Source organism: Lysinibacillus sp. UBA5990 (assembly GCF_002429815.1).
Taxonomy (GTDB): Bacteria; Bacillota; Bacilli; order Bacillales_A; family Planococcaceae; genus Lysinibacillus; species Lysinibacillus fusiformis.
In genome coordinates this window covers 950,532-976,803 of record NZ_DJAY01000015.1, presented here as the reverse complement: position 1 = coordinate 976,803, position 26,272 = coordinate 950,532, and the positions used below count along the sequence as shown (strand labels likewise).

At 36.8% G+C, this 26,272-nt stretch carries 30 protein-coding genes; 10 read left to right on the top strand and 20 right to left on the bottom strand.

The genetic code is table 11. From position 1 onward, the window contains the following. Positions 1–15: 15 nt before the first annotated feature. Positions 16–495, bottom strand: coding sequence for an RNA polymerase sigma factor (locus B3D94_RS17300; protein ID WP_291758670.1), 480 nt, complete (start codon positions 493–495; stop codon positions 16–18). A gap of 296 nt (positions 496–791) precedes the next feature. Between B3D94_RS17300 and B3D94_RS17295 the strand changes: the two genes are divergently transcribed. Further along, positions 792–2,969 carry a DNA topoisomerase III gene (locus tag B3D94_RS17295; protein WP_291758668.1) on the top strand — a complete coding sequence of 726 codons (2,178 nt, stop codon included), beginning with the start codon at positions 792–794 and terminating at the stop codon, positions 2,967–2,969. Between the two features lie 66 nt (positions 2,970–3,035). On the opposite strand, the gene B3D94_RS17290 is transcribed toward B3D94_RS17295, so the two are convergent. From B3D94_RS17290 to nagZ, 6 genes are all read right to left on the bottom strand, one after another. After that, positions 3,036–3,221, bottom strand: coding sequence for a hypothetical protein (locus tag B3D94_RS17290; RefSeq protein ID WP_291758667.1), 186 nt, complete (start codon positions 3,219–3,221; stop codon positions 3,036–3,038). 212 nt (positions 3,222–3,433) lie between these two features. Beyond that, on the bottom strand, positions 3,434–4,615 hold the full coding sequence (locus B3D94_RS17285) for a NupC/NupG family nucleoside CNT transporter (protein ID WP_291758665.1): 1,182 nt from the start codon (positions 4,613–4,615) through the stop codon (positions 3,434–3,436). 66 nt (positions 4,616–4,681) lie between these two features. Then, positions 4,682–4,810, bottom strand: coding sequence for a hypothetical protein (locus B3D94_RS17280; protein ID WP_291758663.1), 129 nt, complete (start codon positions 4,808–4,810; stop codon positions 4,682–4,684). A gap of 10 nt (positions 4,811–4,820) precedes the next feature. Then, the gene (deoD, locus tag B3D94_RS17275; RefSeq protein WP_008175971.1) at positions 4,821–5,528 is read right to left on the bottom strand and encodes a purine-nucleoside phosphorylase; all 708 of its coding nucleotides are present in this window, start codon (positions 5,526–5,528) and stop codon (positions 4,821–4,823) included. A 202-nt stretch (positions 5,529–5,730) separates the two neighbouring features. After that, the gene (locus tag B3D94_RS17270; protein WP_291758660.1) at positions 5,731–7,167 is read right to left on the bottom strand and encodes a helix-turn-helix domain-containing protein; all 1,437 of its coding nucleotides are present in this window, start codon (positions 7,165–7,167) and stop codon (positions 5,731–5,733) included. A gap of 66 nt (positions 7,168–7,233) precedes the next feature. Then, positions 7,234–8,934, bottom strand: coding sequence for a beta-N-acetylhexosaminidase (nagZ, locus tag B3D94_RS17265; protein WP_291758658.1), 1,701 nt, complete (start codon positions 8,932–8,934; stop codon positions 7,234–7,236). 190 nt (positions 8,935–9,124) lie between these two features. On the opposite strand from nagZ, the gene B3D94_RS17260 reads away from it, so the two are divergent. Beyond that, entirely contained in the window at positions 9,125–9,520 is a 396-nt protein-coding gene (locus B3D94_RS17260; RefSeq protein WP_291758656.1) for a glucosamine 6-phosphate synthetase, read from the top strand. 271 nt (positions 9,521–9,791) lie between these two features. Here the strand turns inward: B3D94_RS17260 and B3D94_RS17255 are convergent, their stop codons facing one another. The 8 genes from B3D94_RS17255 to B3D94_RS17220 form a co-directional block, all read right to left on the bottom strand. Further along, the gene (locus B3D94_RS17255) at positions 9,792–10,214 is read right to left on the bottom strand and encodes a YxiJ family protein (protein ID WP_291758654.1); all 423 of its coding nucleotides are present in this window, start codon (positions 10,212–10,214) and stop codon (positions 9,792–9,794) included. Positions 10,215–10,320: 106 nt separating this feature from the next. Then, entirely contained in the window at positions 10,321–10,953 is a 633-nt protein-coding gene (locus B3D94_RS17250; protein ID WP_069481029.1) for an AAA family ATPase, read from the bottom strand. A gap of 645 nt (positions 10,954–11,598) precedes the next feature. Then, positions 11,599–12,492 (bottom strand): SDR family oxidoreductase, encoded by an 894-nt coding sequence (locus B3D94_RS17245; protein WP_291758652.1) that lies wholly within the window; start codon positions 12,490–12,492, stop codon positions 11,599–11,601. A 298-nt stretch (positions 12,493–12,790) separates the two neighbouring features. After that, positions 12,791–13,732 (bottom strand): rhodanese-related sulfurtransferase, encoded by a 942-nt coding sequence (locus tag B3D94_RS17240; RefSeq protein ID WP_069481027.1) that lies wholly within the window; start codon positions 13,730–13,732, stop codon positions 12,791–12,793. Positions 13,733–14,002: 270 nt separating this feature from the next. Then, the gene (locus tag B3D94_RS17235; protein WP_291760625.1) at positions 14,003–14,242 is read right to left on the bottom strand and encodes a GNAT family N-acetyltransferase; all 240 of its coding nucleotides are present in this window, start codon (positions 14,240–14,242) and stop codon (positions 14,003–14,005) included. A gap of 209 nt (positions 14,243–14,451) precedes the next feature. Beyond that, the gene (locus B3D94_RS17230; protein ID WP_291758649.1) at positions 14,452–15,057 is read right to left on the bottom strand and encodes a helicase; all 606 of its coding nucleotides are present in this window, start codon (positions 15,055–15,057) and stop codon (positions 14,452–14,454) included. A gap of 157 nt (positions 15,058–15,214) precedes the next feature. Next, positions 15,215–15,703, bottom strand: a complete 489-nt coding sequence (locus B3D94_RS17225; protein ID WP_291758647.1) for a DnaD domain protein — start codon at positions 15,701–15,703, stop codon at positions 15,215–15,217. A gap of 480 nt (positions 15,704–16,183) precedes the next feature. Then, on the bottom strand, positions 16,184–16,828 hold the full coding sequence (locus tag B3D94_RS17220; RefSeq protein ID WP_291758645.1) for a hypothetical protein: 645 nt from the start codon (positions 16,826–16,828) through the stop codon (positions 16,184–16,186). 229 nt (positions 16,829–17,057) lie between these two features. Here B3D94_RS17220 and tlp point away from each other — a divergent pair, with 229 nt between their 5' ends. After that, complete coding sequence (gene tlp, locus B3D94_RS17215) at positions 17,058–17,291, top strand: small acid-soluble spore protein Tlp (protein WP_069481020.1); 234 nt, start codon at positions 17,058–17,060, stop codon at positions 17,289–17,291. Positions 17,292–19,057: 1,766 nt separating this feature from the next. Here the strand turns inward: tlp and B3D94_RS17210 are convergent. Further along, positions 19,058–19,606 carry a GNAT family N-acetyltransferase gene (locus B3D94_RS17210; protein WP_291758644.1) on the bottom strand — a complete coding sequence of 183 codons (549 nt, stop codon included), beginning with the start codon at positions 19,604–19,606 and terminating at the stop codon, positions 19,058–19,060. 382 nt (positions 19,607–19,988) lie between these two features. Here B3D94_RS17210 and B3D94_RS17205 point away from each other — a divergent pair, with 382 nt between their 5' ends. Then, positions 19,989–21,161, top strand: a complete 1,173-nt coding sequence (locus B3D94_RS17205; RefSeq protein ID WP_291760622.1) for a multidrug effflux MFS transporter — start codon at positions 19,989–19,991, stop codon at positions 21,159–21,161. Positions 21,162–21,232: 71 nt separating this feature from the next. On the opposite strand, the gene B3D94_RS17200 is transcribed toward B3D94_RS17205, so the two are convergent. Beyond that, on the bottom strand, positions 21,233–21,730 hold the full coding sequence (locus tag B3D94_RS17200) for a hypothetical protein (protein ID WP_175423116.1): 498 nt from the start codon (positions 21,728–21,730) through the stop codon (positions 21,233–21,235). Positions 21,731–21,826: 96 nt separating this feature from the next. Between B3D94_RS17200 and B3D94_RS17195 the strand changes: the two genes are divergently transcribed. Beyond that, positions 21,827–22,279 (top strand): NUDIX domain-containing protein, encoded by a 453-nt coding sequence (locus B3D94_RS17195; protein ID WP_291758642.1) that lies wholly within the window; start codon positions 21,827–21,829, stop codon positions 22,277–22,279. 16 nt (positions 22,280–22,295) lie between these two features. Here the strand turns inward: B3D94_RS17195 and B3D94_RS17190 are convergent, their stop codons facing one another. Together B3D94_RS17190 and B3D94_RS17185 are read right to left on the bottom strand one after the other, a co-directional pair. After that, on the bottom strand, positions 22,296–22,691 hold the full coding sequence (locus tag B3D94_RS17190) for a GNAT family N-acetyltransferase (RefSeq protein ID WP_291760618.1): 396 nt from the start codon (positions 22,689–22,691) through the stop codon (positions 22,296–22,298). Positions 22,692–22,769: 78 nt separating this feature from the next. Beyond that, the gene (locus B3D94_RS17185) at positions 22,770–23,087 is read right to left on the bottom strand and encodes a MazG-like family protein (protein ID WP_291758640.1); all 318 of its coding nucleotides are present in this window, start codon (positions 23,085–23,087) and stop codon (positions 22,770–22,772) included. A gap of 80 nt (positions 23,088–23,167) precedes the next feature. Here B3D94_RS17185 and B3D94_RS17180 point away from each other — a divergent pair, with 80 nt between their 5' ends. Next, entirely contained in the window at positions 23,168–23,743 is a 576-nt protein-coding gene (locus tag B3D94_RS17180; protein WP_291758638.1) for a TIGR00730 family Rossman fold protein, read from the top strand. Between the two features lie 57 nt (positions 23,744–23,800). On the opposite strand, the gene B3D94_RS17175 is transcribed toward B3D94_RS17180, so the two are convergent. Continuing rightward, on the bottom strand, positions 23,801–23,992 hold the full coding sequence (locus B3D94_RS17175) for a transmembrane Fragile-X-F protein (RefSeq protein ID WP_069481013.1): 192 nt from the start codon (positions 23,990–23,992) through the stop codon (positions 23,801–23,803). A 62-nt stretch (positions 23,993–24,054) separates the two neighbouring features. Between B3D94_RS17175 and B3D94_RS17170 the strand changes: the two genes are divergently transcribed. The 4 genes from B3D94_RS17170 to B3D94_RS17155 all read left to right on the top strand — a co-directional run bounded on the left by B3D94_RS17170 (position 24,055) and on the right by B3D94_RS17155 (position 26,243). Beyond that, a complete protein-coding gene (locus B3D94_RS17170; RefSeq protein ID WP_291758636.1) occupies positions 24,055–24,348 on the top strand; it encodes a hypothetical protein in 294 nt (97 codons plus the stop codon). Then, a complete protein-coding gene (locus B3D94_RS17165) occupies positions 24,338–24,475 on the top strand; it encodes a hypothetical protein (RefSeq protein ID WP_254664252.1) in 138 nt (45 codons plus the stop codon). The genes B3D94_RS17170 and B3D94_RS17165 overlap by 11 nt, the downstream gene beginning before the upstream one ends. Positions 24,476–24,690: 215 nt before the next feature. Then, positions 24,691–24,936, top strand: a complete 246-nt coding sequence (locus B3D94_RS17160; protein ID WP_025115695.1) for a YkuS family protein — start codon at positions 24,691–24,693, stop codon at positions 24,934–24,936. Between the two features lie 140 nt (positions 24,937–25,076). Beyond that, complete coding sequence (locus tag B3D94_RS17155) at positions 25,077–26,243, top strand: Ger(x)C family spore germination protein (protein ID WP_291758633.1); 1,167 nt, start codon at positions 25,077–25,079, stop codon at positions 26,241–26,243. Positions 26,244–26,272 lie beyond the last annotated feature (29 nt).

The following is a 26,272-nucleotide window of genomic DNA, read 5'->3' as shown; positions in this document are numbered from 1 at the left end:
TTTTATAAGCATTCATCAGACCTTACTCCCTTCTTCTAACATAATTTTCAATTTCATTCGTGCCCGTCTTAGCTTTGAGCCAATCGTGTTAACATTCATTCCTAATAGATCGGCGATTTCTGCAGTTGTATAGCCTTCATAATAATGTAAATAAACAATGACTCTCTCTTTTGGATTAAGCTCAAAAATTTCCGTAAGAATTATCTGCTCCTCTTTGGCGATAAAGGACATTTCTTCGGTAATGGGTACCGTCTTCTTCACACGGGAAGACTTAAAGTAATCCTTACATTTATTAAAAGTTACTTTGATGAGCCAAGCCTTTAAATGATCTTCATGATCGAAAGGCTTTCTCTGTTTCATAAGAGTCAGATAAACCTCTTGTACAATATCCTCCGCCTCAGCCATATTTTTTGTCTGATGCACAGCAATTCGGATTAAGGTGTCACTATATGTTTGAACGATTTCTTGAACACATAAGCCAGCAAACTTTTTCATATTTCCTATCGAGCCTCCTTCTTTTCATAATACGATTCATCTTTTAAAATTCGTGCAGTAGGCATTTTTTTACTAGCATGGATTATTCGTGGCAGTCCAAAATGAAAAGAGAAGGGAAAATAAATCCCCTCTCCTTAAAGGAACAACTATTTTTCATAAAAGATTTACCCACTCAATATGGATTTCATGACAAATAGCAAATAGATCGACACAATCCTTGTTATAACAGTTATACTGAATATTAATTTATAATGATATGACAAGAGTTGGAATGATTAGTTACAGGAGAATGATAGATGAAAATAGTAATTGCAGAAAAACCAGACCAAGCTGCCAAGTTAGCTGCTCCCTTTTCTTTTACTAAAAAGACAGGATATTTTGAGGTCAAAGCCAACTCATATTTTCCAAATGGAGCAATTATCACATGGGCAATTGGGCATCTATGTGAATTAAAAACACCAGAAGAATATGATCCAACATGGAAAAAGTGGAAATTGGAAACATTGCCCATTATTCCCGATCGATTTGAATATAAAGTTTCTAAATCTAAGTATAAACAATTTACTATCATCAAAAATCTAGTTAAAAGACCAGACATTCAAGAAATTATAATCGGTGGAGATGCGGGGCGTGAAGGAGAATTAATCATTCGTACCATTTTACGGGTATGTGGTGTAAACAAACCGATGAAACGATTATGGATATCGTCCTTAACTGAAAACTCGGTCAAAAACGGCTTCTCTAATTTACTACCCGAAGCGAAAACGAAAGATATTTATTACGAAGCATTAAGTCGTTCCTGTGCAGATTGGTTAATCGGCATGAATACATCGAGACTATATACCGTCCTACTTAAGAAAAACGGTGTCAAAGATGTCTTTTCCATTGGCAGAGTACAGACCCCAACCCTTGCGTTAATTGTTCATCGAGAACATGAAATCGCGAATTTTAAATCAGAACCTTTTTGGGAAGTCGAAGCATTCTTTCATTTCGCAGGTAAGGTGTTAAAAGCAAAATGGCATAAAAATAATATGTCAAGAGTATCGGAGGAAAAACAAGCGATAGCGATTGCTAATTTCTGTCTACATAAAAATGTAGAAATAGCGAAAATAAATAAAGAGACGAAGGAATACGCACCGCCTCTGTTATTTAATTTGTCCGCGTTACAGGCTACAGCAAATAAGTCTTTTAAGTTTTCTCCACAAAAAACTCTTGATATTTTACAAAAGCTTTATGTAAAAGGTTTAGTTTCATACCCAAGATCTGATTCACAATTTTTAACAAGCGAAGAAGCCAAAACACTACCAACTATATTAAACAATTTGTGCAAAATAGATAAATATAAAAACCTTCTTCCTCCCCCAACAAACTCAATTATGAATAACAAAAGATATGTCAACGAGAAAAAGGTTACGGACCACCATGCGATTATTGTGACAGATCAAATACCCAATCTTGCTAAGCTAAGCATGGAAGAAGAGAAGATTTACGATTTAGTAGCTAGACAAGTCATTGCAGCACATTATAACCACGCCATTTTTGCGTACACAACGATTCATTCGCTTGTCGATAAACGAGCTGAGTTCATTTCGAAGGGGAAGGAGCAAATAGAGGAGGGTTGGCGTAAAGTCATTTATCTTGCTAAAGAAAATTCATCTCAAGAAGAAGAAGAAATGCTTCCGCTTCTTCATGAAAATGAGCTCGGGACTGTGGCTCAAGCTACCGTTAAAAAAGGGGCAACACAGCCACCTAATAGATATACAGAAGGTCATTTAATTACAGTAATGAAAACAGCCGGTAAACATCTAGATGATGCAGAGTTAGAAAAGGTTTTGTCTAAAACGGAAGGATTAGGAACTGAAGCAACACGAGCCGGCATTATAGGTACACTCAAAGATAGAAACTATATTGAAATAAAGAAAAACCAAGTATTTGCTACATCTAAAGGTATGTTATTAATTGAAGCACTAGGTGAAAACAGCCTACTGACATCACCATCGATGACGGCAAAATGGGAGCAGCGACTATCTGAAATTGGTGAAGGACATGCTTCTCCTCAAGCCTTTATGGAGCAAGTAAAAAAGCTCACCTATAAATTGATTACAGATGCGCATGAACGCGAAAAAGTATGGGCATTCGATCAAAAGGAAGTCGAAAAAATCAGTGCCAATAATCCTTATCAAAAGAAATATAAAAAAGAAAAAACCGTTGTCGGAAAGTGTATTCTTTGCGACGGCTCTATCATAGATCATGGTACTTTTTACGGCTGTTCCAACTATAAAACTGCCAACTGTAAATTTTCAGTTTCAAAGAAAATTCTCAGTAAAACCATTTCACAGACAAATGTAAGAAAGCTACTTGCCACTGGTGAAACAGACATGATCAAAGGGTTTAAAAAGGGACAAAAAACCTTCAATGCGCAACTTATTTGGGATGAAAAAGAACATAAGGTACATTTTAAATTCCCTCAATAATAGAGCATGTTAGGTGGTACACATCAAAGGGCGATACATAGATACCGCCCTTTTTGTCCCACTTCCTCATAAGAAATAATTTAAAGCATTGCTCCCAGAAGTAATTAACGCTAATAAACCTGCAACCATCACCCATATTGCATATCGGTTTTCTTCTTGCTTTCTCTTCCCTATCCAAAATAATATGAAGCTGATGAATAATAAAACAACCCCTATTATTGCACCAGTCATAATCCCTATCATCATGCCCATTTCCTATAGCCTCCTTATCTTCTCATCAATCTTTCAATCTATTTTCATTGTAGCTGTCAAACATCACTTTTTTCTTACTCATTCCTTACATATTCATTAAGTATTAAACACTTCTATGTTCAATCGTACGCCACCAAAATAAAAACACCTTAATAGTTAACTATCAAGGTGTGTCTCGTCTTAAAGCCTTCATTAATTTTATAGTTTGTCAATCAAAATACAATACCGATAATGATTGCCGATAAAACACTGACTAATGAAGCACCATAGAGCAATTTTAATCCAAAGCGAGCCACCACATTTCCTTGCTTTTCATGTAATCCTTTTACGGCACCTACGATGGTCCCAATGGAGCCAAAGTTAGCAAAGGATATAAGGAATACAGATACAATGGCTGCTGTACGCTCACTAAAGCTATCTTGGATTTTAACGAAGTCCAGCATAGCAACAAATTCATTGGCCACAAGCTTTGTCGCCATAATACTACCCGCATTAACTGCTTCATGCCAAGGTACACCCATAAGAAAGGCAATTGGCGCGAAAACATACCCTAGGATACCTTGGAACGAGATGCCGAATATGCCATTAAACAGACCATTAATAAGGGCAATTAACCCAACAAAGCCTACTAACATAACGCCAACTATAATGGCTACTTTAAAACCATCCATAATGTATTCGCCTAGCATTTCAAAAAATGTTTGCTTTTCGCCTTCTTGCACTTCAATTATATCTTCCTCCGCCTTCACTTCATACGGGTTAATGATAGAGGCCACAATAAAACCACCGAATAAGTTTAATAGTAAGGCGGCTACTACATACTTTGGCTCTAGCATCGTCATATAGGAGCCAACAATTGACATCGATACAGTTGACATCGCAGAAGCACATAATGTATAGAGACGGTGCTTCGGTAAAAATCCAATTTGGTTTTTCACCGAAATGAATACTTCATTTTGTCCTACTATAGCTGCAGCGACCGCATTATAAGATTCTAGTTTTCCCATTCCATTTATTTTACTTAGTACTAGACCAATATACTTGATAATAAACGGAAGGATTTTATAATGTTGCAATATTCCGATTATTGCAGACATAAAAACAATGGGCATTAACACATACAGGAAAAAAGTATGCGCTCCTTCATTAGCTATCCCACCGAATACAAAATTGGTCCCTTCGTTTGCATACTCTAGTAATTTTGCAAAACTATCAGCAAATCCTTTAATTAATAATTCTCCGATACTTGTTTTAAGCAGAAGAAATCCTAGTATAAGCTGGATGACTATCATCACAATGATTGGACGATACTTAATCTTTTTCCTATTATTACTCGCAACCCATGCTAAAAATAGAACTAACAGTAAACCTACAATAGAAATTAAATAATGCATCTATTCCCCTCCGTATCTTTCCATGTGTACCATCAACATTTAACGAACCCTAGCTTGTCCACTGGATCAGCCTAGATGTTTTTCGGGCGTTAAATTAGAAAAATCTGCCATAACAATGGAGCTACCAGCATCAATACCCTCCACTGCTATCCAGACAAAATGGCAACCATCACTTCTTGCTGTTCTTCTTCCCATTTACACGGCACTATTCATCGATAATGGTAGTCAAAGCAACGTCCACCATTTCATAAAAGGACTTTTCACTTTCCTCATGTGTTAAGCATTCATTTGTTAGTAATTGACTACCTACCGTCAAAATGGATAATGCTTTTACCCCATATTTAGCCGCTAGCGTATAGAGCGCTGTGCTTTCCATTTCTACCCCTAACACACCGAATTCCATAAACTTGTGAAGCCTGTCTAATGTTTCACGATAAAATTCATCCGAGTTATATATATTGCCTACAAAGACATTTCCTTTTTTACCTTGTGCCTGCTGATATGCCTTCATTAATAAAGAAAAATCTGCTGTAGGCGCATAATTATTGCCTAAGAAAATTTTCTCCGTCAAATTACTGTCTGAGGATACTGCTTGGGCGAGGATGATATCCCGGATATTAATTTCCTTTTGCATCGCACCACATGTGCCGATACGAATCATTTGCTTCACGCCATAATCGTTTACCAGTTCAGTTCCATAAATACTCATCGATGGATTGCCCATCCCTGTCCCTTGAACAGATATCGGCACACCTTTGTACATCCCCGTGTAGCCATACATCCCTCTTACTTCGTTATAGCAAAATGCATTTTCTAAAAAATGCTCCGCTACAAACCTTGCACGTAAAGGATCACCAGGAAGTAATACCCTTTCAGCTATCTCTCCCTTTTTTGCACTTAAATGCCTACTCATCTCTATTCCTCCAAATCATAAAATTTATCTACAATCCATTAGGTAACCGTTTTCATTTACCATCAAAAAAATACCCATAGCCATTTCCTAACCGACTCCTCTTAAAAGGAATCCGTCCAGAAACTACTATGAGTATAAGATTTTTTTACGATGACGAACTAGACCAGATTATTACGTTGTGTACGGAAAATATTTGACCAAATTACTGAAGTAATTCTCTCCGTATATTATCTAAATCTCTTTTGGACGGAATCGTTGAAATAATAACAACCGGCACAGTCTTTAGGTCAACAGGGAAATTACTAATAACAAAATCAATATGTTGCTGCTGGACCATTTCGTCAGTAAGTCCTTTCAAAATGGACGTATTAATAATCAGCTGATCCCCTATTTCATTTTTTATTAGATTCGCTATATAATGGCGGATTGAAAACTCTTCTCCAATGACCAAAAAAGCTCTTTTACTTTTATAGTTAAGGCCAGAACGAACAAGTAATGTTAATTTTGTTAGATGATAATCATTATATCGAACAGTAGGATAGGTTGATTGCCACTTGTGCAGACACGTCTCCATATCTTGATAAATTTGCTGACACTCATGTTGAACATACGCGGTTAAATTACTTTTTGAAATCAGCATCCATTCAGGAATAGCATTATCGATTAAAAGCTTGTCAAGGAACTCATATACTTCCAAAATAAACCGCTCATTCCTATCTAAGTTTGGGTAAGCCTTTGCCAGTAAAGCTAATAACTGCTGGCCCATTTGATCTTCTTCTCTATTCTTGTATAATTCGATTTCTTTCTTTGGGGTCATCTCTGATCCTTCATAATAATGGTATTGGCTTAGACTAAATAGCGCTTGCAGGAAAAACAATTCACTATTTGGCAATTCCATTGAAAATCTTTCTTCCAGTGTCTTCGCCAGTTTTTTTACGGGCAAATAGAATATACCTTTTTCCCACAGGTAATGACCGTCATTCATTTTTACGTAGTTCCCTTTTTTCATTCGTTCCAGAACAATGGCTACTAAAAAGGATAATTTCCTTTTGGAATTGATGAAATAAACAATATTTTTTTCATTCTCTATAGTGGTGATTAATTGTTGAATATCCTCAAAGTCACTATTCGTAAATGGCCATCCCGTAAACTCGTAAGCATCCCCATAAAATTTCCAATAAAAATAGCGGATATTCAATTCATTTCCTTTTACTGCTGGCGTCGAGTATGAAATTCGTAATTGATATGGCTTCAAATCATCATTATTTAATTGCATAATCAATTTCTTCAAAGAGGAGGTGCTCATAAACATGGCTTCTGCAAGCTCCTCCATTGAGCACTGCTCCTCATTTGTAAACAATACATCCATGAGTCGATAAAAGGTCGTTTGCCTGAACATGCTGGCAATCACTTCACTAACCGTCGTACTGCGGCCATCACGTTGTAGAAAAATGCCCTTTCCTCTAGACACGTCAATGGTCATCGCAGATGGCAATTGCGTACTAATCTCCTCCACTAACTTGCGTATCGTTTTATCAGAAATATGTAAGCTTTGTTCAACCTCTGCTAAGGTAAACCATCTTTGCTCAGCATCTAGCAAAGTTAATAATTGGCTAGCTAATTTGAATTCCTTATCCATGCCTTCACCCTTTTCTACCATTCACAAAAAAGAACATACATATCGATATGTATGTCCCTTTCTCTCTTATTTCATATACGTATTTATTACTTGGTCCATATGTGCATTGAGCTTGTTTAGATCAACTGCTGATACCGGCTGATTGACAAGCTGATATTTTTCTTTCAGCTGAATGATTCGACGGACACTGTCATTAATTTGCTGCTCTGAAATTTCTCCGTTCTTTACGGCAGCCTTCAATGCGTCTATGGCCGCTGTGACATTGGCGAATTCATGGGCAATTAAAATAATATCATTACCCGCCTTCACAGAATCTACAGTAGCTTGCCCAATACTAAAATGATTCGTAATGGCTTTCATCGTCATATCGTCGGTCATTACAACCCCATCAAAGCCAAGCTGATTTCTTAATAGCCCCGTGATAATTTCCTTCGACATCGATGAAGGGTATTGTTGATCGATTTTAGGTAATAAAATATGGCCGACCATCACCACATCAACACCTTTATCAATGGCCGCTTTAAATGGAATAAGTTCCAGCTTATTTAAATCGTCTAGACTTTTCGACACTTTAGGAAGCTCTAAGTGAGAATCTACTGATGTATCACCATGACCAGGGAAATGCTTGATGACTGGAATCACCTGCTGACTTTCTAAACCTTGCATGGTCTGAATGCCTAATTGACTAACGATTTCAGGCTTATTAGAAAACGAGCGATCCCCAATAATCGGATTATTCGGATTGCTGTTCACATCCATGACAGGGGCAAAGTCTAGGTTGAAGCCAAATGCCTTTAATTGTTCCCCTAACAATTTTCCAACCTCATAGGAGAATTGCGGTTGATTGATTTGCCCAATCTTTTGGTTCGTCGGGAAATTTTTTAACGGTCCTGGCAATCTGACTACTTTTCCCCCTTCTTGATCAGTTCCCAAGAATAGTGGCAGTCGATTAGTCCCATTCGCTGTCATCAAATCATTCATCAGTGAGACCGTTTGCTGTGGTGTTTCAAGATTATTGGCATAAAGAATCAATCCTCCAACCTTGTAATCACGAATCAAACTTTTAGTCTCTTGCTGAAGGGATGTGCCTGAAACACCCGCAAACATCATTTGACCAAGCTTTTCATCCAATGTCATCTGGTTGATCGTCTCTGCTATTTCATCCGTTATTTCTGTATAGACGGAGATGTGATGAACAGCCGGATTGGCATCATTGTCAGTCGGCTTTGGCAAAATCCACTTTAGTTGATAGTTGGCGTTCACTTGATACACCAAAATTATTTGATCGGTCTTTGTATCCTGATAATAGCGGACCTCATCAGGCTCGCCCAACTTATTTTTAATATCTGCTAAATGAATAGTCCTTATATTTGCTTTAAACGAACGGATATCGAAAGCTTTTGTACGTTGAAAGCCAATCGTTATCTCTCGTTGAAGAAAATCTTCGTATTGTGCATTAGTGGTCTCCATTACTTGCTGAGGGTCCCCCCATTGCTGATGAACCGTACGGCTATCTGATTCCCCTGCGGTAAATGGCACATCAGGAACTTTCCCTTCTCCCGCTAGGCTGACAATTTCCTGAATGACTACGTCAAGATTTCCGGTATCGCCGCCCTCAGTAGCAGTATCGCTATGCTCTTGGACTGGGGGTGACTCCGAATTTCTAGTCGTTTGTGTGGCTGGTCTCATCTTCATACCGATAAAAAAGAGCAAACCCATTAAAATCAGCACAAGAAATACGAGAAAGCCACGTCTTCTTTTATGCATGAAAAAACCTCCTCAATCCAACCATTAGTCGTAGCATATCATTCTACCAGCTAACGTTATCATATCTAACGTATGAATTCAAAATATGTGAAATCAACAGAAACCACTCTCACTTTAGAAAATATTATCGTAAGCTAGCAAAAATGCAGAGGAAGATGTTAAAATATTCTCATAAAGGGGGAGGCAAGGTATGGGGAAATTAAGTAAAAGGAATATATTGTGGATTGTACCCATCGGTATTTTAGGGGTGTTTTGGTACTTCTATGGTCCACAAAAGGATATTACAGACAATGAATATATTACATATGTAAAAAACTATTCTTATGAAAATAGGACAAAAACTTTAGAAAATGGCTTTGCTGCTGCCTGTGAAAATCCGTATTGGGTTTATTTTGAAACACAAAAAAGACAGGATGTAGTCGAGTTCGAAGGAGATTGCTCCATTGATCATAAAGTTGTAAAGGTCAATATGCAATTCCTTGTGGACAATGATAGGACAAAAGTTCAATCAGGTGCAATGTTAGTAGATAGTAAAATGCAGGAAGAAACGGATCGAGACCAGTTTTTACTAGCATTGGTCAAATAATTAGCCACACCCTCATCATTACAACTATGAGGGTGTTTATCATATGTCCACGGGTTTTGCTTTAGGAAACATAATCCAGATTTTATCAAATCACTAGTGTTATACTCCTTATTATTCAGGCTTCACTAATGCCCATACTACTTCACAAACTTCATCAAAATACCCTTCTTTCAATAACGAATATAACAATAAAATCGTTTAAAAATCTAATGTTTATTCCATTGTCGCTCCCTATAATGTGATAACTTAAACTTAAAATTCACGTTCATTTCTAAAAGGTCAGATTTATTTTTGTGTATAGATTCTGTCGTTTAAATGGATAGTGGTTATTTGACAACAGTTGTAATAACAGTTTTCTCGTTTGTTCATGGGTTTTATATTCTTGAAAAAAATGATGATAGTTTGCTATTTGGCCTTCCAAAAATTCATATTGATTATAGTATTCGAAAAAAGACTTAAATAGCATATCAATTTGTCCCTCTGGAATTTGATTTATTACATCGCCTAAAACATAACTTAACGTTCCTGATATGTTCACACAGTAGTAACGAAAATCTTCAAAGAAATCTACGTCAACAGATAAATTCAAAAAATCTGTTCGATAATCCTCACATATTTTATTAATATCCCTAGTAGGAAATGGCTTTTTTAATTCACTTTCCAATTCAGCTAGTTGTTTTATTATATTAACCATATCTCGCCCCTATAGTGTTTCATTTAACAAATTTATTTGTTGTCAAAGCACAAAGCACAAACCTTCTTAAGCTCCTTTTGGGAAGGTTCTCGAAATGCTTGCCGCACTAAAGCACCAATTCGTTAAATAAGAAAATTTGTTTTGCGTAGGATTCCCAATCTTTATTATCAGTATTTATTTCAAGTGTAGGAATGATTGAATTTCCTGCTTGCCTCCTATACGCTTGTTGTTGTTCTAATAATAATTCACATGCCAATTTCATTTCTTTCAAGGTTTTCCCCTCCCATTCATGGGGATTTCTACTACTTATTCTTTGCTCTAAATTCTCTGGTGACACAGTTAATAAAGTACATTTCGCCCCCATTTCAAATAACTGGGCTTCTAATTCCTTAATTTCATCTGATATTGAATGAGAAAATGCTACCCGATGATTTAAATGAAACCTTTCCAATATAAAGTATAAACCTTTTGAACGTTGGGTTTGTCCTACTTCTCTTGACCATTTATTTAACATTTTTAGCATCGTGACTCTTTCTCTTAAGACTTGTAAGTGTTCATCTCGACTTAACCACTTTAATTCATTATTTATTTTGTGTAATACTTGCGAATAATGCTCACTGAGAACTATGACACTACGTTCCGCACCTTCATTTGCGTGAAGTTGTTTCAACGCTTTTAAGACTGATGTTTTTCCAGCATTCGAGTAGCCTTCTAAGATGATCCCTCTAAAATTACTCATTTCTCCCCCTATTTATTGGCATGTCTATCTAAATAATGTCTTTAAGATTATTTACATTTGCCAACTATCCTGCTCCGCTATTTTTACTTAAATCAATTCTCTAATAGATACTTATTAGAAGTTACTAACCATTACATTTAAAAAACTAAACATATTCGGTAATATAAAAATCAAAAATAGCCCTGTAAATGAGAAGGTTATAAATCTTTTCCTATCTATGCCCACTCTTAATTCCCAAAGTCCCAAACAAACTAAATACAAACCTATCAACATACTAACCATTGGTAATAGTACTAAATAAATATTCATTTCATTTTCTCCTTTTTTTATATGTAGCTTTTCGAACTGACATAGTCCGTTTACTCTAATACGTTCAAAATGAGTATAAGTTCCAATTATAAGTAAATTATCCATTTTCAAAAGATTAAAAAACTCCGTCTCATATAGGAGACGGAGTTCGCTGATAACAGCAGCTACCGTATTTGACTACTTTCTTCAACACAAATACACATGGTCCATTTTGAGGGATTTTATAGTATCTTACCTGTTTGGACACCATCTATTACCCATTCCCTTGCTTTCTTTAAGGAGTAGTCAGTGGAACATCACTGATTCCGAGGGAGGCTATTTATCAACTACTTAAGCTTATAAATCTATCGGCTTGCCGCCGGTCACCCCATATATCTGACCGGTGATATAGCTTCCTTCATCCGAGGCTAGAAGAACATACACGGGTGCAAGCTCTACCGGCTGTCCCGCACGGCCGAGAGGAGTATTTTGGCCAAACTCAGGTATTTCTCCTTCTAATTTTCCGTTATCCAGTTGAAGGGGCGTCCAAATTGGCCCAGGTGCGACACCATTGACACGTACACCTTTAGAAGCAAAGTACGAGGACAGGGATACCATAAAGTTGCTTATCGCACCTTTTGTAGCGGCATAATCCATTAAAGAAGAGGACGGATCGAAAGATTGAACTGATGTGGTGGTAATAATCGCACTTCCTGGTTCCAGATGTTCTTCAGCAGCTTTGACGGTCTCGAACATACTGATGATGTTTACTTTAAAAGTGTCTTGCACCTGGTTGATTGTTAAGTCACTTAGGGATGGCTGTGCGATTTGTTGCGCAGCATTTAATACCAGCAGGTCCAATCCACCAAAGGCTTCCACTGTTTTTGTAACAATCTCTGTCGGAGTGCCATCTTCCCGCAAATCGTACGGTAGCAGTAGTGCTTTTCTGCCTTCTTTTTCAATTAGTTCTTTGACCTCGTTGGCATCTTCCTCTTCACCCGGGAAGAATTGAATGGCCACATTTGCTCCTTCGCGTGCGTAGGCAATAGCAGCAGCACGACCAATTCCAGAATCTCCTCCGGTAATCAAGGCATTGCGCCCTTCCAGACGATTGTATCCTTTATATGATTCTTCTCCACAGTCAGGTTTGGGGCTCATTTCATTCTGTAACGCTGGAGTGTTCTGTTCTTGATCTGGGAATTTTTCCGTATGAAATTTCTTACGTGGGTCGGTTAGATGTGGGTTTACCATTATAAATCATCTCCTATTTTGTTTAATTATTAAAAAACACGTTGTGAGCTTGGACTAATTAAATGCCATTACATTTTTTTGAATACCCTGTGATCATTTACTCTAAACAGCTTCAGATCTATAACCCCCTTCCTTTTTCCCTACAAAAGAAAAAACACCCGATGTAAGCGAGCAAACTAGTCCAATTTTGAAATGGATAGTTCGAACACTTACATAGAGTGTTTTAAGCGCCCTCTATATAGTTTTAGAGGTTATGAAAGAAATTTAATTTTTTATACGTTTAGATAGCTATTCATGCTTATGCTTGTAATGCCTCAATCGTTTGGGCTACTTGTTCTTCTGTTAAATTATGACGCACGATGTAGCGGTTGCGCGCATGCTTTGTACATTCAATTGTACAGCCACCCAGATGCTTGGCTTCATTTTCTTCAGATGCGATGATTTGTTTGTTACATTCAGGGTTTGCACAGTTAATGTAACGTTCACAAGGCTCACCGTCATAATGATCACGACCAATAATTACATGCTCTACTTGATTGATTGGCACCGTTAAGCGCTCATCAAATACATACATTTGTCCGTCCCATAATTGACCTTTCGCAACAGGGTCTTTTCCGTATGTTGCAACACCGCCATGTAATTGACCGACTTCGCCAAAGCCTTCACGTTTCATCCAACCTGAAAACTTCTCACAACGAATGCCACCCGTGCAATATGTTAAAACATTTTTCCCTTCGAATAGCTCGCGGTTTGCACGTACCCATTCCGGTGTATCACGGAAGTTTTTTACATCTGGTCGAATCGCGCCACGAAAATGGCCGACATCGTATTCATACGTGTTACGCACATCTAATACTACTGTATTTTCATCTTGCATTTCTGCAAGGAATTGTTCTGGTGACAGGTAGCGACCTGTTAATTCATGCGGATTTACGTCTTCTTCTAAGCCTAAGTTTACTAACTCAGGTCGTGGGCGTACGTGCATTTTTTTGAATGCATGATCATCTGCCGCATCAATTTTGAAGACAATGCCTTCAAATAATGGGTCAGCTTGCATGTTTGCCATGTATTGCTCTGTTTGCTCAATCGTACCCGAAACTGTACCGTTTATGCCTTCATTGGCTACTAAAATACGACCTTTTAAACCGATTTCTTTACACATTTCTAAATGCGTTGCTGAAAACACAGCTGGATCTTCAATCTTCGTGTAATGGTAATATAATAAAACTTGATAATTCATTGTTTTCCACCTATCATTTCAATATTTGCAGGATATTCCTGATAGTGTCTTTTACGACCTATTAACAATAAAGGATAATCCCTTAAAATGCTATCGGTAATTAGACTGAAATAGCTGTAAATATTGTAAAATGGGTCAGCGGACGTTTTTAGAGCCTTTTTCAAAAAGAAAGATGCTTTCTTTTTCAAAAAGCATCCGATTGGGGTATAAATATTAAACTTGGTGATGGGTCGAGACGTTGAAAGCTTCATTACTCTCCGATAGCTAAGGTTATTGCTTATCATCTAAATGTTTAATCGCCAACATGGAATGATCCTGAATGATGCCTGTATCTACAAAACCAAAGGAAGCGTATAATGCTTTTGCTTTGTCATGGCTTGTATGATAAAAGAGCGTTACATACTTTGCTTCCCCATATGGCATCTTTTCAATATCCATCAACATTTTTTCAAAGGCAAGTTTGCCATATCCTTTCCCCTGATACCTTTTGTCAATCATCATATGCCATATAAAATAGCTCTTCTTTCAGTAAAAATCTTCATTTTCAAATGATTCATGATCTAACGGATCATAAATATACATCATAAATCCAACAGCAATTTCATCGACATAAATGGCAACCGGGAGTCGCTGGTATCCCGTCCGTGTTCAACATATGAGCGTCTGCAAAGCTTTTGAGGTTCGTAGTTTCTAAAAAAGTTTTCTGGTTTTCTCCAACCTCAAGTGCTATGACTTCTTCTATGTTTTTCCCGGTTATTTTTCGTAATTCCATCATTTTTATCTCCCCTCCTATTCATTTTCTCTGATTTACTAAAGATAAATTGATCATCAGGATTCCAACTATGCAAGTCGTCAGCAAGATAACCACGTAGCCATAGTACGCCATCTATTTTTCTAAGGTAAAATCCTTTAGGAAAATTATCATCATCACTTACTATCTCTGATGCTATTGTGATGGACCCAGAAGGAGCTTGATTTTGTTGTAGAGAATTCCCTGAATCGCCCTCAGCTTGGTCTAAATATTCAAGTCTTAAGTAAGGTCCAACCTCAAGTGGACATAATTCTAAACCAAGTTTGTTTGCTTGTTTAATAAGCTGAGGCATAGTAGCTCCATCAGGAAAACCAAGATTCCTAACAGCAAGTTCAACAGTTTTTAGGCTGTACTTTGTTTCAGAAGTAATAAATTTATCATTAGATAATAATTTCTCTCCATACGGATTCATTGAGATTGAATGTTCTTGTAACTTTTTAATAAGCTGCCATTTCGTTAGTCCACCAACCTCAATTGACTTAGTAATAACACGGCAATCAGGATAAATTTCCATTTGTATTCACTCCTTACATCATTAAAAAAATCAACACACCTCAATTATACATATAATGGAAGATTGATGATAATTATGTATTTACCTTGCATAAAAAGCTGAACTAAAGCACCCGTTCAATAAGGAATTTGATGTTGGAGAATCTATTTATGGGACTCTAGTTCTTACATTCTTCCCTAACAAAGGCTATTGCACTTTCAATAGTTAAGACATTTTTCTTAAGCCAACTTTCACCCATTTCTCTTACCAACGAGTGAATAAAGCCAATTTTATTAAAAATGTTCACATAATCCAGTAATACATTTATTACACCATCATTTAAACCTAACTTTTGTAAATCCTTCACCAGTTCTACATCGTCCTGAGAAACAGCACCATTGCAATTTTCAAGATAATCAATTGGTGTTAAAGAATTAACCTGTTTTATATACCATTCGTCGTAACTCATTCCTGTTTTAGTTATAAACTCTTCTTCGTTTTTTGCATTCCATTCCTCAATTGTTACTCCGTGAATTTCTTTAAATCGTTCTTCAGCAGTCGTGCCGTATATTACTTTGCTATTTATTTTCTTATATCGCTTTTTATTTTTCTTCGCCCCTTTTTTCGCTTTTTCTTCAAGTTTCCCTCGCCATTCCTCTATTGTCATTTCGTTTACTTCTCTAGAATGTTCTTCGTTTTTTTGTCTATGTTAATCAGCTGTGTTAGCTTAAGTACATTGTTTGACAAACTCACATCAAGATTAACATAAAACCCCATTTTTAATTTAGATGTGTTATTCAATTAAAAGGCCCTTTAATGAATAAAGCACTTTCCATATTCCAGGAAAGCGCCCGTTAGCCACACATGTCGCGTAAAAATCAACACTACACCACAGAAAATGAAAGATCATTACGTTCTTTCATGTCTATGTTTCCAATAACTATCTCAACTTCAGATAAGTGATAAAATGTACTTGTAGTTTCAAAATTATTTACTTCTTCATTCGGTGAGTAAAGATATATCTTATTGTCTTGTCTAAGAGCTATCCAATTTCCCTTGTTGACCTATTTTCCTTAAGTCTTTAAACGATGAAGCTCTGAAGTCAAATAGACAAAAAAGGACCGGGCAACTTTTTGCCCAGTTATTCTTATTCGTTTATAATTTCTTCATACCCAGTCATAGTATCCATATGGCTCGCAATCATGGCGATAATGGTACTTGCCTCTTCTTTTTTAAATGACAAGGTACTTTCATCTTCGAATAGTTCCCCGTCTTCTGTCCAGATCCGATTGACTCTTCGCAGAACGCCATCTCCATTAGCTCTATCTACCCCAAACTGATAGGTTACTTCAAGATTATCTTCAATTTGATAAGCCGTGACTTCCGGAGTTTCCCATTCCACTTCAATTTCTTCAAGAGTAATTTCATCATCTAGAACTTCATATTCTTCTTCATCATCTACATAAAAGACTTCACTATCTTCGTCAATAAATTCATGAAAACTTTCATGAACAGCTTCAACCACATCAGTAATATCATCCAAAATAATTCTTGTAGGTTGTTGAAGCGTCATATCAAAGCTTTCTAAGTAAAATTCTTCATTATACGGATCAAAGAGGAGGGTGCAAAAGTAAACCCTCTCGTCATCTTCTGTCGAGATAAAAAATTCAATTCGGGGATGTTTTGAACCTCGATTGATATTCATATGACCGATTTGGTCATATTCTTCGCAAATCGATTTCAAATGATCTTGAAGCTCACCAGTTACTCTGTTAAACCATTCCATAGACATGTCACTACCGCCTCATTTTCTTTTTATCTAGTCATAATTTTTTCCGTTTATTCATGCTGATTATATCCATTTATCGTGAATTATATTCTTTACAACTTAACGTAAGGACCTATTACTTACAAAGATTTGTTTTTGAAGAAAATTCCACTTATTGCACTGAATATTTTTAGTTGAATCGGGGACGATAAATCTTGTGACTTAATAAAAAAAAAAAGAAGGAGGAAGTAAAATGGAGAAAAATACCCCAAAGCCAGATGATCGATCAGATAATGTTGAAAAGCTTCAAGATATGATGAAAAATACTAAGGAAAATATGGAAGCTGCAGAAGAAATGATGGCTTACGTTGATGAAAACGAACGAAAGGCACTTAAGCATAAAAATGCACGTAGGGAAGAAAGTATGAGTGGTTTTCGAAAAGAGATTTTAGATGAAGCGGCTGCTCGAAAAAATGGTAACTCATAAATTTAAGTAAAGTGTCTTTTTATCCCGCGTACCAAAGTTCCTTAAATAATCAATGGGTGATGAAGAATGCCCCACTGATTAAGTTTCATTTCATGTGAATACGGGAAAAAACGAAATAATATATTTAATTTATAAAGCAACAGAAATTATACGGAAATAAAACAGAGAAAAGTGATACATTTACTTTTCTCCGCTTTTGAACGTTTCACAGTGGTTACTTTACATACTTTCAAGACGACTATTCAAAAGTGGAATTACTGCGATATTGTTAGTCCTTATGTTATCTTAAAATGTAGAGGGTTTTCGTATAAAAGGCATAGGGAAAATCCGTATATTACATGTTATCTTCCTATCTCTGACGGTCATCGGTTAAAAAAATCATGTTCTAGGGATCAAGCATCAAGCCGCTTCCACAAAATGTGAGAAAGGCTATATAGGTTTAGACAAAAAACCAAACTTTTTTGAGCTGGTTGCCGTTTTCTTCATGTTATTGATTAACTGCGTAACTTTCCCGAAACCTATACTAATTAAGAATTACAAAGATGAGTGTTGGGGATTCTTAACACTATTTCGTAGAGATCATCAACCACTATTTATTGGGCAATCGCTCTCCGTTAGTTAAAGTATGATTCTTCACAAATTCTTGGTTATTCGTAATAGGTAGAGGATTACCATATTTATTAATTTCCTCATATTGTTCAGTTAATATCTATGCTTCAGCTACTTCCCTCGCTGCGGCTTTTTTATGTATAGATAACCTTAAATTGCACATATTAATATTGAGTGTATCGCACGCACTTAGCTGCGGCGCTAGTTGACAGCTGCAGCTTTTCTTCAATTTAATCCGCAACAGCATGGCGCCAAACTATTACGCCTTAATAACATGTAGATCATCCAGAAAAATAATAAGTATTTATTAAACCTGATTAAACCGTCAAATAATTAGTTCCCCAGTATAAAACTGGGGATTTTTCAACATGACTGAGTTTCTAGGAAATATCTTTTACTGTACATTTTTTATCAAAAATTCATTCAATATAGAGATGAAATTTAAAATTCCACTTTGGTATACCTGCTTAAAATAATCTTCCACTTCTTCAACTAAACTGCTCCGTTAGCTTAAGTACATTGTTTCACAATTCACATCAAGATTAACATAAAATCTTATTTTTAATTTAGAAGTGTTATTCAATTAAATGGCCCGTTTGTTGAATAAACAACTTTATGGTTACTAAAAATCTCCATAGAGATTATAATTCGGCTATCAATATCAAAATGAAATAATACGATAATTAGTATTGGAATATATGACAGAAAAATAATTTTTGGACACTTTCCTTATTCAAGGAAAGCGCCTTATTGTTGAGAGTTGCTATTCAATTTAAGCCTTTTGACATTCCTATTCATCCATATCACAATCTCAACGAAGAATCACCTTCTAAATTGAGGTAGTATTAAAATAATGAAAACTAGCGTCAATCCGATAATACTGATGAAAGATGCAACTTTTATATAACGAATTGCACCATCTGCTATTTCTAGTTCTTCTTTGTATATCTATCGCTTTCCCCATAATAAGCTTTCTTGAGGGTAGAAATAACTCCAAATTAATACCCCATATTATGGCATCGCTAAAATAATGACTACAATTATATCAAACATTTTTAGCATCACCCCCAGAAAGCGTTACATATCAATCCCTATTTATTCCATGAAACATCCCATAGATGAACAAACTGTTCTTTCGATTTCTCACTGATTCTAATTTAAATGAAGTTAATGTGGCTGTTCTTTTTTAATAAAGAATAGATAAACGTATCATATGGTTTTTCCTTTTGCACCATATAGTCTCTTAGAATTCCCTCTTGCTGAAACCCTAGTTTCAGTAGCAGTTGATTGGATGCTTCATTTTCTAAATACACGACAGCCCCAATACGCTGTAAATTCATGTGCTCAAAGCCATAAGCGATTACTTGCTGAATTGCTTCTTTTATATACCCCCGACGCCAGTAATCTGGATGGATTTCATAGCCGATTTCTGCCCGTTTATGTGGAGCAGACCATAAATGAAAACCAATCGTACCAATGACTTCTCCTGTTTCTTTACGCTCAATACCCCACCGTATACCTCTTTTTTCCTCGTAGTTTTTGTCAAAATGCTTAATTAACTGTTCAGCCTGTTGTTTTTCAATAAAAGGTTCCTGCCCATAATAGCGTGTTAGCTCCTCATTTGAAAGGCAATGAAAAATGGCAGGTACATCAGCCTGCGTCAGTTCTCTTAGCTTAAGTCGGTCCGTTTCTAACATTGGAAACATCGGTCTTCCCCCCTCACAATTTCTTATCCTTTACCATCAAGTATAATGGCGCCTTCCCCTACAATAAATCTCTACACTGTTCATAAGCTTTCCCATTTCATCTACCTATTATAGAAAACCTATTTATTCCATCTTATGAAATTCCCATTTTCTTCACAAGCTATTTCTCTTAAATTTTAATAGAAATAACAATTATTACTATATAAAAATTAAAAAATAGCTTATAATAGAAAGCTGACTATGCACTCCTACTTAAAGCATAAAAAGGTGATTTCAACATGCTATCTTATGAACGTATTCTAATAATGGTCCCGCCGGTTCCCTAGCTACGCTTTCTACTTGTAACTAACAAAGTAGAATTTGCTTGTAGGAGGGCAATATGTTGAAAAAACAGGCAGTACCATCTTTATTGTTAATGATTGTTCTTGTGGCGTTCCCACAAATTAGTGAAACCATTTATACACCATCTCTACCGGACATTGCAGATGCACTTGGTGTATCCAATAGTTCTGTCCAATTAACCTTAAGCATCTATTTTATTGGATTTGCATTAGGTGTTTTTTGCTGGGGATGGATTTCTGATATTATTGGCCGTAGACCTGCCATGTTAGGCGGTTTAGTTTTTTATGGAATGGGGAGCGCATTATGTTTTTATGCGGACACTATCTCCATTCTAATCATAAGTCGTTTTATTCAAGCATTCGGTGCTGCTACTGGCTCTATTATTACGCAGACCATTTTGCGTGAAAGTGTAACCGGTAATAAACGACATGTAATGTTCGCACAAATTTCCGCAGTCATTGCGTTTACACCTGCGGTAGGTCCTTTAATTGGGGGCTGGGTGGATCAAGTACTTGGCTTTCGGGCAGTATTTTTTGTCCTAGTGGTCATGAGTATATGGTTGTTCATCTATGCCTATGCCAGACTACCTGAAACAACGCAACCAGCTGTTAGGCAAAGAATAGCGATTTGGCCAGTCGCCAAACGCATTTTTGCTTCGCCGACCGTTCTTGTCTATGGTTTGCTCATTGGGGGCATTAACGGTGTGTTATTTAGCTATTATGCGGAGGCACCTTTTATTTTCATTGATCACTTTCAGATGACGCCTGGTCTCTTTGGTTTTCTTGGCATCATCGTAGCGCTAGCCTCAATTATAGGGGCTATGATCTCTAAGCGACTTATCACCACGCATCCACCTCAACAAATTATTTATGTAGGTTGTTCCGTGATGGTGATTGGCGCTTTCCTTTTAATGATTGTCTGTACTTTACCATTGCCTACTAGTATGCTACCCATGAGCATCATGGTTACCGTTTTTATCTTGCTGTTAGGCACGGGCATTGCCCTTCCTAATTGTTTAAGTCTAGCATTGGTAGACTTTCACGACGTCATTGGAACAGCCGGTGCCATCTTTAGTCTCGGCTATTACTTGCTTGTCAGTGTTATCACATTTGGTATGAGTTTGCTTCACAATGAATCCTTGCTGACGATGCCACTTTATTTCTTGGTGTTAACGATCATGATGTGGTTTAGTGCAAAAAAATATATTCGATAATGGATGCTAGCGGGCATCTTATCTAAATTAAACAAAAATGCCACCCTGTTTACTTAGGGTGGCTTCTCCTTTTATTGAAAATAGTGATCCACCACTTCCTGTGCGGATTGAAACACTTTATTACTTTGTGTCTTATAAAGGAATTTAGGATTCGTACAGGCTTTCTCAAGACTTTTAGCTTGCTTTAGCTTATCCGTCATTTGCTCAATAATATCCGTATAGCCATCTAGTTGATTTGAAATTTTAGGTAGCATGATAGGTGAGATGTCTAACACAATTGACACCTGATCCTCTGCGTAGCTATTTAAATTGATAAAAAAGCATTGTTCCAAATGCTTAGAATGTTTATCGACATTAATGACCGCCTTTTGAAAATGGGCGACTAAGCCTGTAGAAGTTTGTGTAATGTTAAAGCCTTGCTCTGTCAAATGTTGTTCAACGAGCTGTAGAAACTGATCGACCTCAGCATCTAGTTTCGGCGTGACCGTTGATTGGATTAGATTATCACAATTTTGATAAATTGTATCAATCTCAGTCTGTTTTTCAACAAGTATTTTAAAATTGGACATTGAATACACGCTTCATCTCCCCTTTTTATTAAGGTAGACATTCATGAAGCGTTTTAGTCATAATCATAAAAAATTAACAAACCTAGGGAGGTTCCTATGATAAGAAATTCTGTCAAAGCCATCATTCTCGTTGATGGTGAAATATTGCTGATCAAAAATAAAATTTCGGAGGAATATTTTTATATTTGTCCTGGTGGTGGACAAGAGCATGGTGAAACATTTCATGAGACACTTCAACGAGAATGCCTTGAGGAAATTGGTGCATCTGTTCATATCGGAGAACTTCTTTTCATCCGAGAATATATTGGAAAAAATCATGAGCATGCTGCCTTTGACGCAGAAGTTCATCAAGTAGAATATTATTTTCTATGTCAGCTTCATGAACAGTTGCACCAGCCCTCTAATCCAGATAGTCACCAAATTGGGACAGAATGGGTCTCGGTGGCAAGACTCCATGAGTTCCAACTTTATCCGAAAGCATTAATTCCACAACTTCAGCGATATGAGCAAGGGCTGGAAACGACTATTTATTTAGGTGACATCAATTAGAAACGGTTGCCTATTTTTATAGACAGCCTTCTTCAGCATCAAATAGTTTTACCATCGTATAATAGCTACTGCCAGGCGGATAATCTTTTATTTCTCCCACCACTTGATAGCCTCTTTCTTCATAAAATGTACGAGCTTGGAACGAATAGGTTGTAAGCAGAGCCTTCTTTGCGCCCATTTCCTGTGCAGCTATTTCTGCTTGTGCCAGCAACTTACTGCCTAAGCCTTTTCCTCGATACTCTTCATGAAACCAAAATTTATGTATTTCCACCCATCCCCAATAAACTTCAGCGGTTAGCCCCCCAACCCATTGCTGATGTTGATCAGTAACGATCAAATGGAGAGGACGAACGGCTCCCTTCTGCCTACTTTCCCGATGGTGAAGTGAATGCTCGTTATTATAGCTACGAATTTTTTCACTTAAAAAATTCGTAAAATCATCATGCTGTTCATATAAAATCGAAATGTGCGTATCGATATAGGGTTCCTCCTAATCCTGATAACGTTTCAATAGTTTGCCTTGATGCGCCACGAAAATTTCCTCAAGTGGTATATCATAGTGATTGGCAATAACAATAATATTCCCTATTACATCACCTAGCTCTTCAATAAGCTCATGCTTATTTTCCTCATACGATTGTGTTATTTCATCAGGTCGATCTCGGCCAATTTCTAATGCTCGTATAGCTCTAGCAACCTCGCCAGTTTCTTCTGCTAAAAAGCCAATTCGTGTAAATATGTTGAGCTCTGACCATCCACGGCTTTCATAGTAGCCCTTTACCCATTGTTGGAACTCATTTAATTCCATTTTCGCTCTTCCTCCATTTCTTTCCTATTTAAATTAAATTATACTATAAAAGAATCTCATCAGATATGGAGGAATCAACAATGAACAGTATCGCAGTATTTTGTGGATCTAGCATCGGCGCTTCAAACGCCTATCGTGAAGGCGCAATTCAACTAGGAAAAGAATTAGCCAAACGTCAAATTACCCTTATTTATGGTGGGGCAAGCGTTGGTATTATGGCAACAGTAGCGAATACTGTGCTGCAAGAAGGTGGAAAGGTTATTGGCGTAATTCCTACCTTGTTAGAGGAGCGTGAAATTGCTCATCAACAGCTAACAGAGCTGATCGTTGTCAAGACAATGCATGAACGCAAAAGTAAAATGATGGAACAAGCAGACGGCTTTATTGCCCTACCTGGTGGTCCCGGTACATTAGAGGAATTTTTTGAAGTGTTTACTTGGAATCAAATCGGCCTCATTCAAAAACCTTGTGCCATTTTCAATATTGAACAGTATTTCGATTTACTAATTTCATTTTTTGATCATATGCAACAGGAACAATTTTTAAAAGCGCAATATCGAGAAGCATTAATCGTTGATGCAGAGGCGGCAGCACTTTTAGATCAATGTCAAAGCTTTGTACCTCCAGCTATAAAAACCTACGAGCTTAGCAAATAATCAGGTGGTAAGATTAGTCATACTCATACTCGACTAATCTTACAACCCTTTTCATTTTTATCTTGCCACGTCTCGTTTTTTCACCGCAAATACAGCTACCATTACCATGATGAGCTTCACCACAATTATGATGACATACAAGCTAAATGATAATAAGGCCGGTAATAAAACAAGCCACCATGACCAAGTAATAATATCCGTTAGCTTTAATAGGACAAAAACAATGGTCAATACTTCTGCCATACCCATCTCTTCACCACCTTTGTAGGAATTAAAACGAACAAATTTAAAAGAAGTGTTGGAGAAATACGGTGTTGAAGTACATGCCAAGACGCTTAACAGCCTATGAAAAAGAAGTGGGAAAAGAAAATGGCAATAGTAATTTCTTCGTAAGAGGCCCTTTTTTCACGATTGGTCCGTTTTTAATCGAAGGTTCACTTCGCTTTCCACATCGGCGCAATGAAATTTTACCAGTGCGTCATATATTAGTACAGGAATCCAATCATAATTCGTGTTTTTATGTCTCTATCCCAAAGTCTGATTCATCAGAGGGACAGATTCTGAAGCCGTACCGTGTAAGGCGGAGATGTATTAGTGTTAGATAAAACTATTTTCGTCGGGAATTCTGGATTAGCTTCGAATAAAAACGCAATTCAATGGCTTCGTCAATTCGTGAAGAACTTCGTCTATACGGTCATCGAAATTCCGCTTATTTCGATTGGAACCAATTAGCACAAGAGGAATCACGGTAGAATATATATCGATTTTACAATTTTTCGAAGCTTCGGTGCTTCCTTTAGATGTAGTACGCAGCCATTAGTAAGAGAGGATTTATCTTAATAATTGTCTGTTACTTGTACAGTCATTATCCACCTTCAAAAAAATAATATTAATATGAATAATGCACAACATGAAATGGCACATTACTTGTAGGAGGTGGACAAATTATGTCTAGAATTATTGGTGTTGAAGAGTCATTATCTAATATTGAAGAGGCTTTAAAAGCGAAAGGCTATGAAGTCATCCAGCTTCGCAATGAAGAGGATGCCAAAAAATGTGATGCCTGTATCATTACAGGACAAGACCGAGACGTCATGGGGATTAGTGATCCAGTTATAGAAGGTCCTGTCATTGATGCGAATGGGCTTACAGCTAATGACGTCGTTCAACGTGTCGAAAAATATTTTCATTAATAATGAAGTGCTGTCGCAAAAACACATTGCGAGCAGCACTTTCTTATTTGGTTTTCCTTACATACTTATAATATCTACTTATAATACACCTATTAGTTGTGCAAAATAAATAATAGGAACTTTAAAAAGTAGGGAGATATATGAGCCAAAAAAATATAATACTTGTTATTTTAATGCTTACGACTACACTACTCTTGTCAGGCTGTTGGGATGTAACAGAACCCCAACGTATGTATTATGTGCAAGGTGTTGGTGTTGATTTTAAGGATAATGAATATATAGCGTACATCCAACTTATGAACTTTGCCAATGTAGCAAAAACAGAACAATCGAACCCACAAGCTGCACCAACTGAAGTCGGTAAAGCTACAGGAAAAACAATTGAAGAAGCTATCTATAAATTGTATCGTTCAATGGACCAAGAAGTCTTTTGGGGACATATGACCTTTCTCCTTTTCTCGGAAAAAGCTATGGAAAGTGAGCATGCCATTCCCATTATCGACACTTTTCTACGCTTCCGAGAAACAAGATATCATATTTGGGTTTATTGTACACAAGACCCCATCGAGGAAGTTTTATTAGTATCTCCTATTCTTGAAAAATCGCCAACTGCGACTAAATTGAGTAATCCTAAAAATACCTCGAAACAAGAATCATTTGTAGAGCCGGTGAACTTGAGACAGCTAGTCATTGGTTTAAATGAGCCGAACCACGAAATGAAGGTCCCATTCATTTCCATCAATCAAGACTGGGAAACAGCAAAGGAATCCCGAACTGAAACTGTTTTTGCAGGTGTTGGTATTCTGTCAAAGAACAGCTTCAAAGGCTTTATTAAAGGCAAAACAGCGCGAGGGATTGAATGGATGAATGATGCAACGAAGCAAGGAGAAATCACGATTAAATTAGACAATACGGAGGAGCGCGATTACTTAACCGTTGATATTAAAAAATTAGATGTCAATGTCAAACCAATTGTTCAAAACAATCAAGTAAAATTTGAAGTATATTTAAAATTTAACACCATTTTGAATGGCTTTAAAGGAAAAGTGACACCGAGTCAGGTCAGAAAAAAAGTAGAGAGTGAAGTCAAAAAAGAAATTATGGCTACTTTTGAGGCAGGCTTAAACATAGATGTAGACGTCTATCGATTGTCAGAATATCTCTATCGCGACAATGTAAAGGTATGGAAAAAAATACAGAAGGATGGTAAAATCCCTTTAACCAAGGAATCCATTAGTAAAATCGATATTCATATTAACAAAGTAAGCCCTGGGCGAAAATCGTTTGAAGAAACTATTACCGAATAATAATAAGAGACCACCCCTTTTACTGGAGT

Bases quoted from the DNA above. Each gene is read 5' to 3' on its own strand.
- B3D94_RS17225 (WP_291758647.1), bottom strand. From the start codon at position 15,703: ATGACAATAGAGGAATGGCGAGGGAAACTTGAAGAAAAAGCGAAAAAA.
- tlp (WP_069481020.1), top strand. From the start codon at position 17,058: ATGGAGAAAAATACCCCAAAGCCAGATGATCGATCAGATAATGTTGAA.
- B3D94_RS17160 (WP_025115695.1), top strand. From the start codon at position 24,691: ATGTCTAGAATTATTGGTGTTGAAGAGTCATTATCTAATATTGAAGAG.
- B3D94_RS17230 (WP_291758649.1), bottom strand. From the start codon at position 15,057: ATGGAAATTTATCCTGATTGCCGTGTTATTACTAAGTCAATTGAGGTT.
- B3D94_RS17185 (WP_291758640.1), bottom strand. From the start codon at position 23,087: ATGGAATTAAATGAGTTCCAACAATGGGTAAAGGGCTACTATGAAAGC.
- B3D94_RS17260 (WP_291758656.1), top strand. From the start codon at position 9,125: ATGGGGAAATTAAGTAAAAGGAATATATTGTGGATTGTACCCATCGGT.
- B3D94_RS17270 (WP_291758660.1), bottom strand. From the start codon at position 7,167: ATGGATAAGGAATTCAAATTAGCTAGCCAATTATTAACTTTGCTAGAT.
- B3D94_RS17200 (WP_175423116.1), bottom strand. From the start codon at position 21,730: ATGTCCAATTTTAAAATACTTGTTGAAAAACAGACTGAGATTGATACA.
- deoD (WP_008175971.1), bottom strand. From the start codon at position 5,528: ATGAGTAGGCATTTAAGTGCAAAAAAGGGAGAGATAGCTGAAAGGGTA.
- B3D94_RS17285 (WP_291758665.1), bottom strand. From the start codon at position 4,615: ATGCATTATTTAATTTCTATTGTAGGTTTACTGTTAGTTCTATTTTTA.
- B3D94_RS17255 (WP_291758654.1), bottom strand. From the start codon at position 10,214: ATGGTTAATATAATAAAACAACTAGCTGAATTGGAAAGTGAATTAAAA.
- B3D94_RS17240 (WP_069481027.1), bottom strand. From the start codon at position 13,732: ATGAATTATCAAGTTTTATTATATTACCATTACACGAAGATTGAAGAT.
- nagZ (WP_291758658.1), bottom strand. From the start codon at position 8,934: ATGCATAAAAGAAGACGTGGCTTTCTCGTATTTCTTGTGCTGATTTTA.
- B3D94_RS17245 (WP_291758652.1), bottom strand. From the start codon at position 12,492: ATGGTAAACCCACATCTAACCGACCCACGTAAGAAATTTCATACGGAA.
- B3D94_RS17155 (WP_291758633.1), top strand. From the start codon at position 25,077: ATGAGCCAAAAAAATATAATACTTGTTATTTTAATGCTTACGACTACA.
- B3D94_RS17300 (WP_291758670.1), bottom strand. From the start codon at position 495: ATGAAAAAGTTTGCTGGCTTATGTGTTCAAGAAATCGTTCAAACATAT.
- B3D94_RS17280 (WP_291758663.1), bottom strand. From the start codon at position 4,810: ATGGGAAGAAGAACAGCAAGAAGTGATGGTTGCCATTTTGTCTGGATA.
- B3D94_RS17195 (WP_291758642.1), top strand. From the start codon at position 21,827: ATGATAAGAAATTCTGTCAAAGCCATCATTCTCGTTGATGGTGAAATA.
- B3D94_RS17250 (WP_069481029.1), bottom strand. From the start codon at position 10,953: ATGAGTAATTTTAGAGGGATCATCTTAGAAGGCTACTCGAATGCTGGA.
- B3D94_RS17175 (WP_069481013.1), bottom strand. From the start codon at position 23,992: ATGGGTATGGCAGAAGTATTGACCATTGTTTTTGTCCTATTAAAGCTA.
- B3D94_RS17295 (WP_291758668.1), top strand. From the start codon at position 792: ATGAAAATAGTAATTGCAGAAAAACCAGACCAAGCTGCCAAGTTAGCT.
- B3D94_RS17290 (WP_291758667.1), bottom strand. From the start codon at position 3,221: ATGGGCATGATGATAGGGATTATGACTGGTGCAATAATAGGGGTTGTT.
- B3D94_RS17180 (WP_291758638.1), top strand. From the start codon at position 23,168: ATGAACAGTATCGCAGTATTTTGTGGATCTAGCATCGGCGCTTCAAAC.
- B3D94_RS17220 (WP_291758645.1), bottom strand. From the start codon at position 16,828: ATGTCTATGGAATGGTTTAACAGAGTAACTGGTGAGCTTCAAGATCAT.
- B3D94_RS17210 (WP_291758644.1), bottom strand. From the start codon at position 19,606: ATGTTTCCAATGTTAGAAACGGACCGACTTAAGCTAAGAGAACTGACG.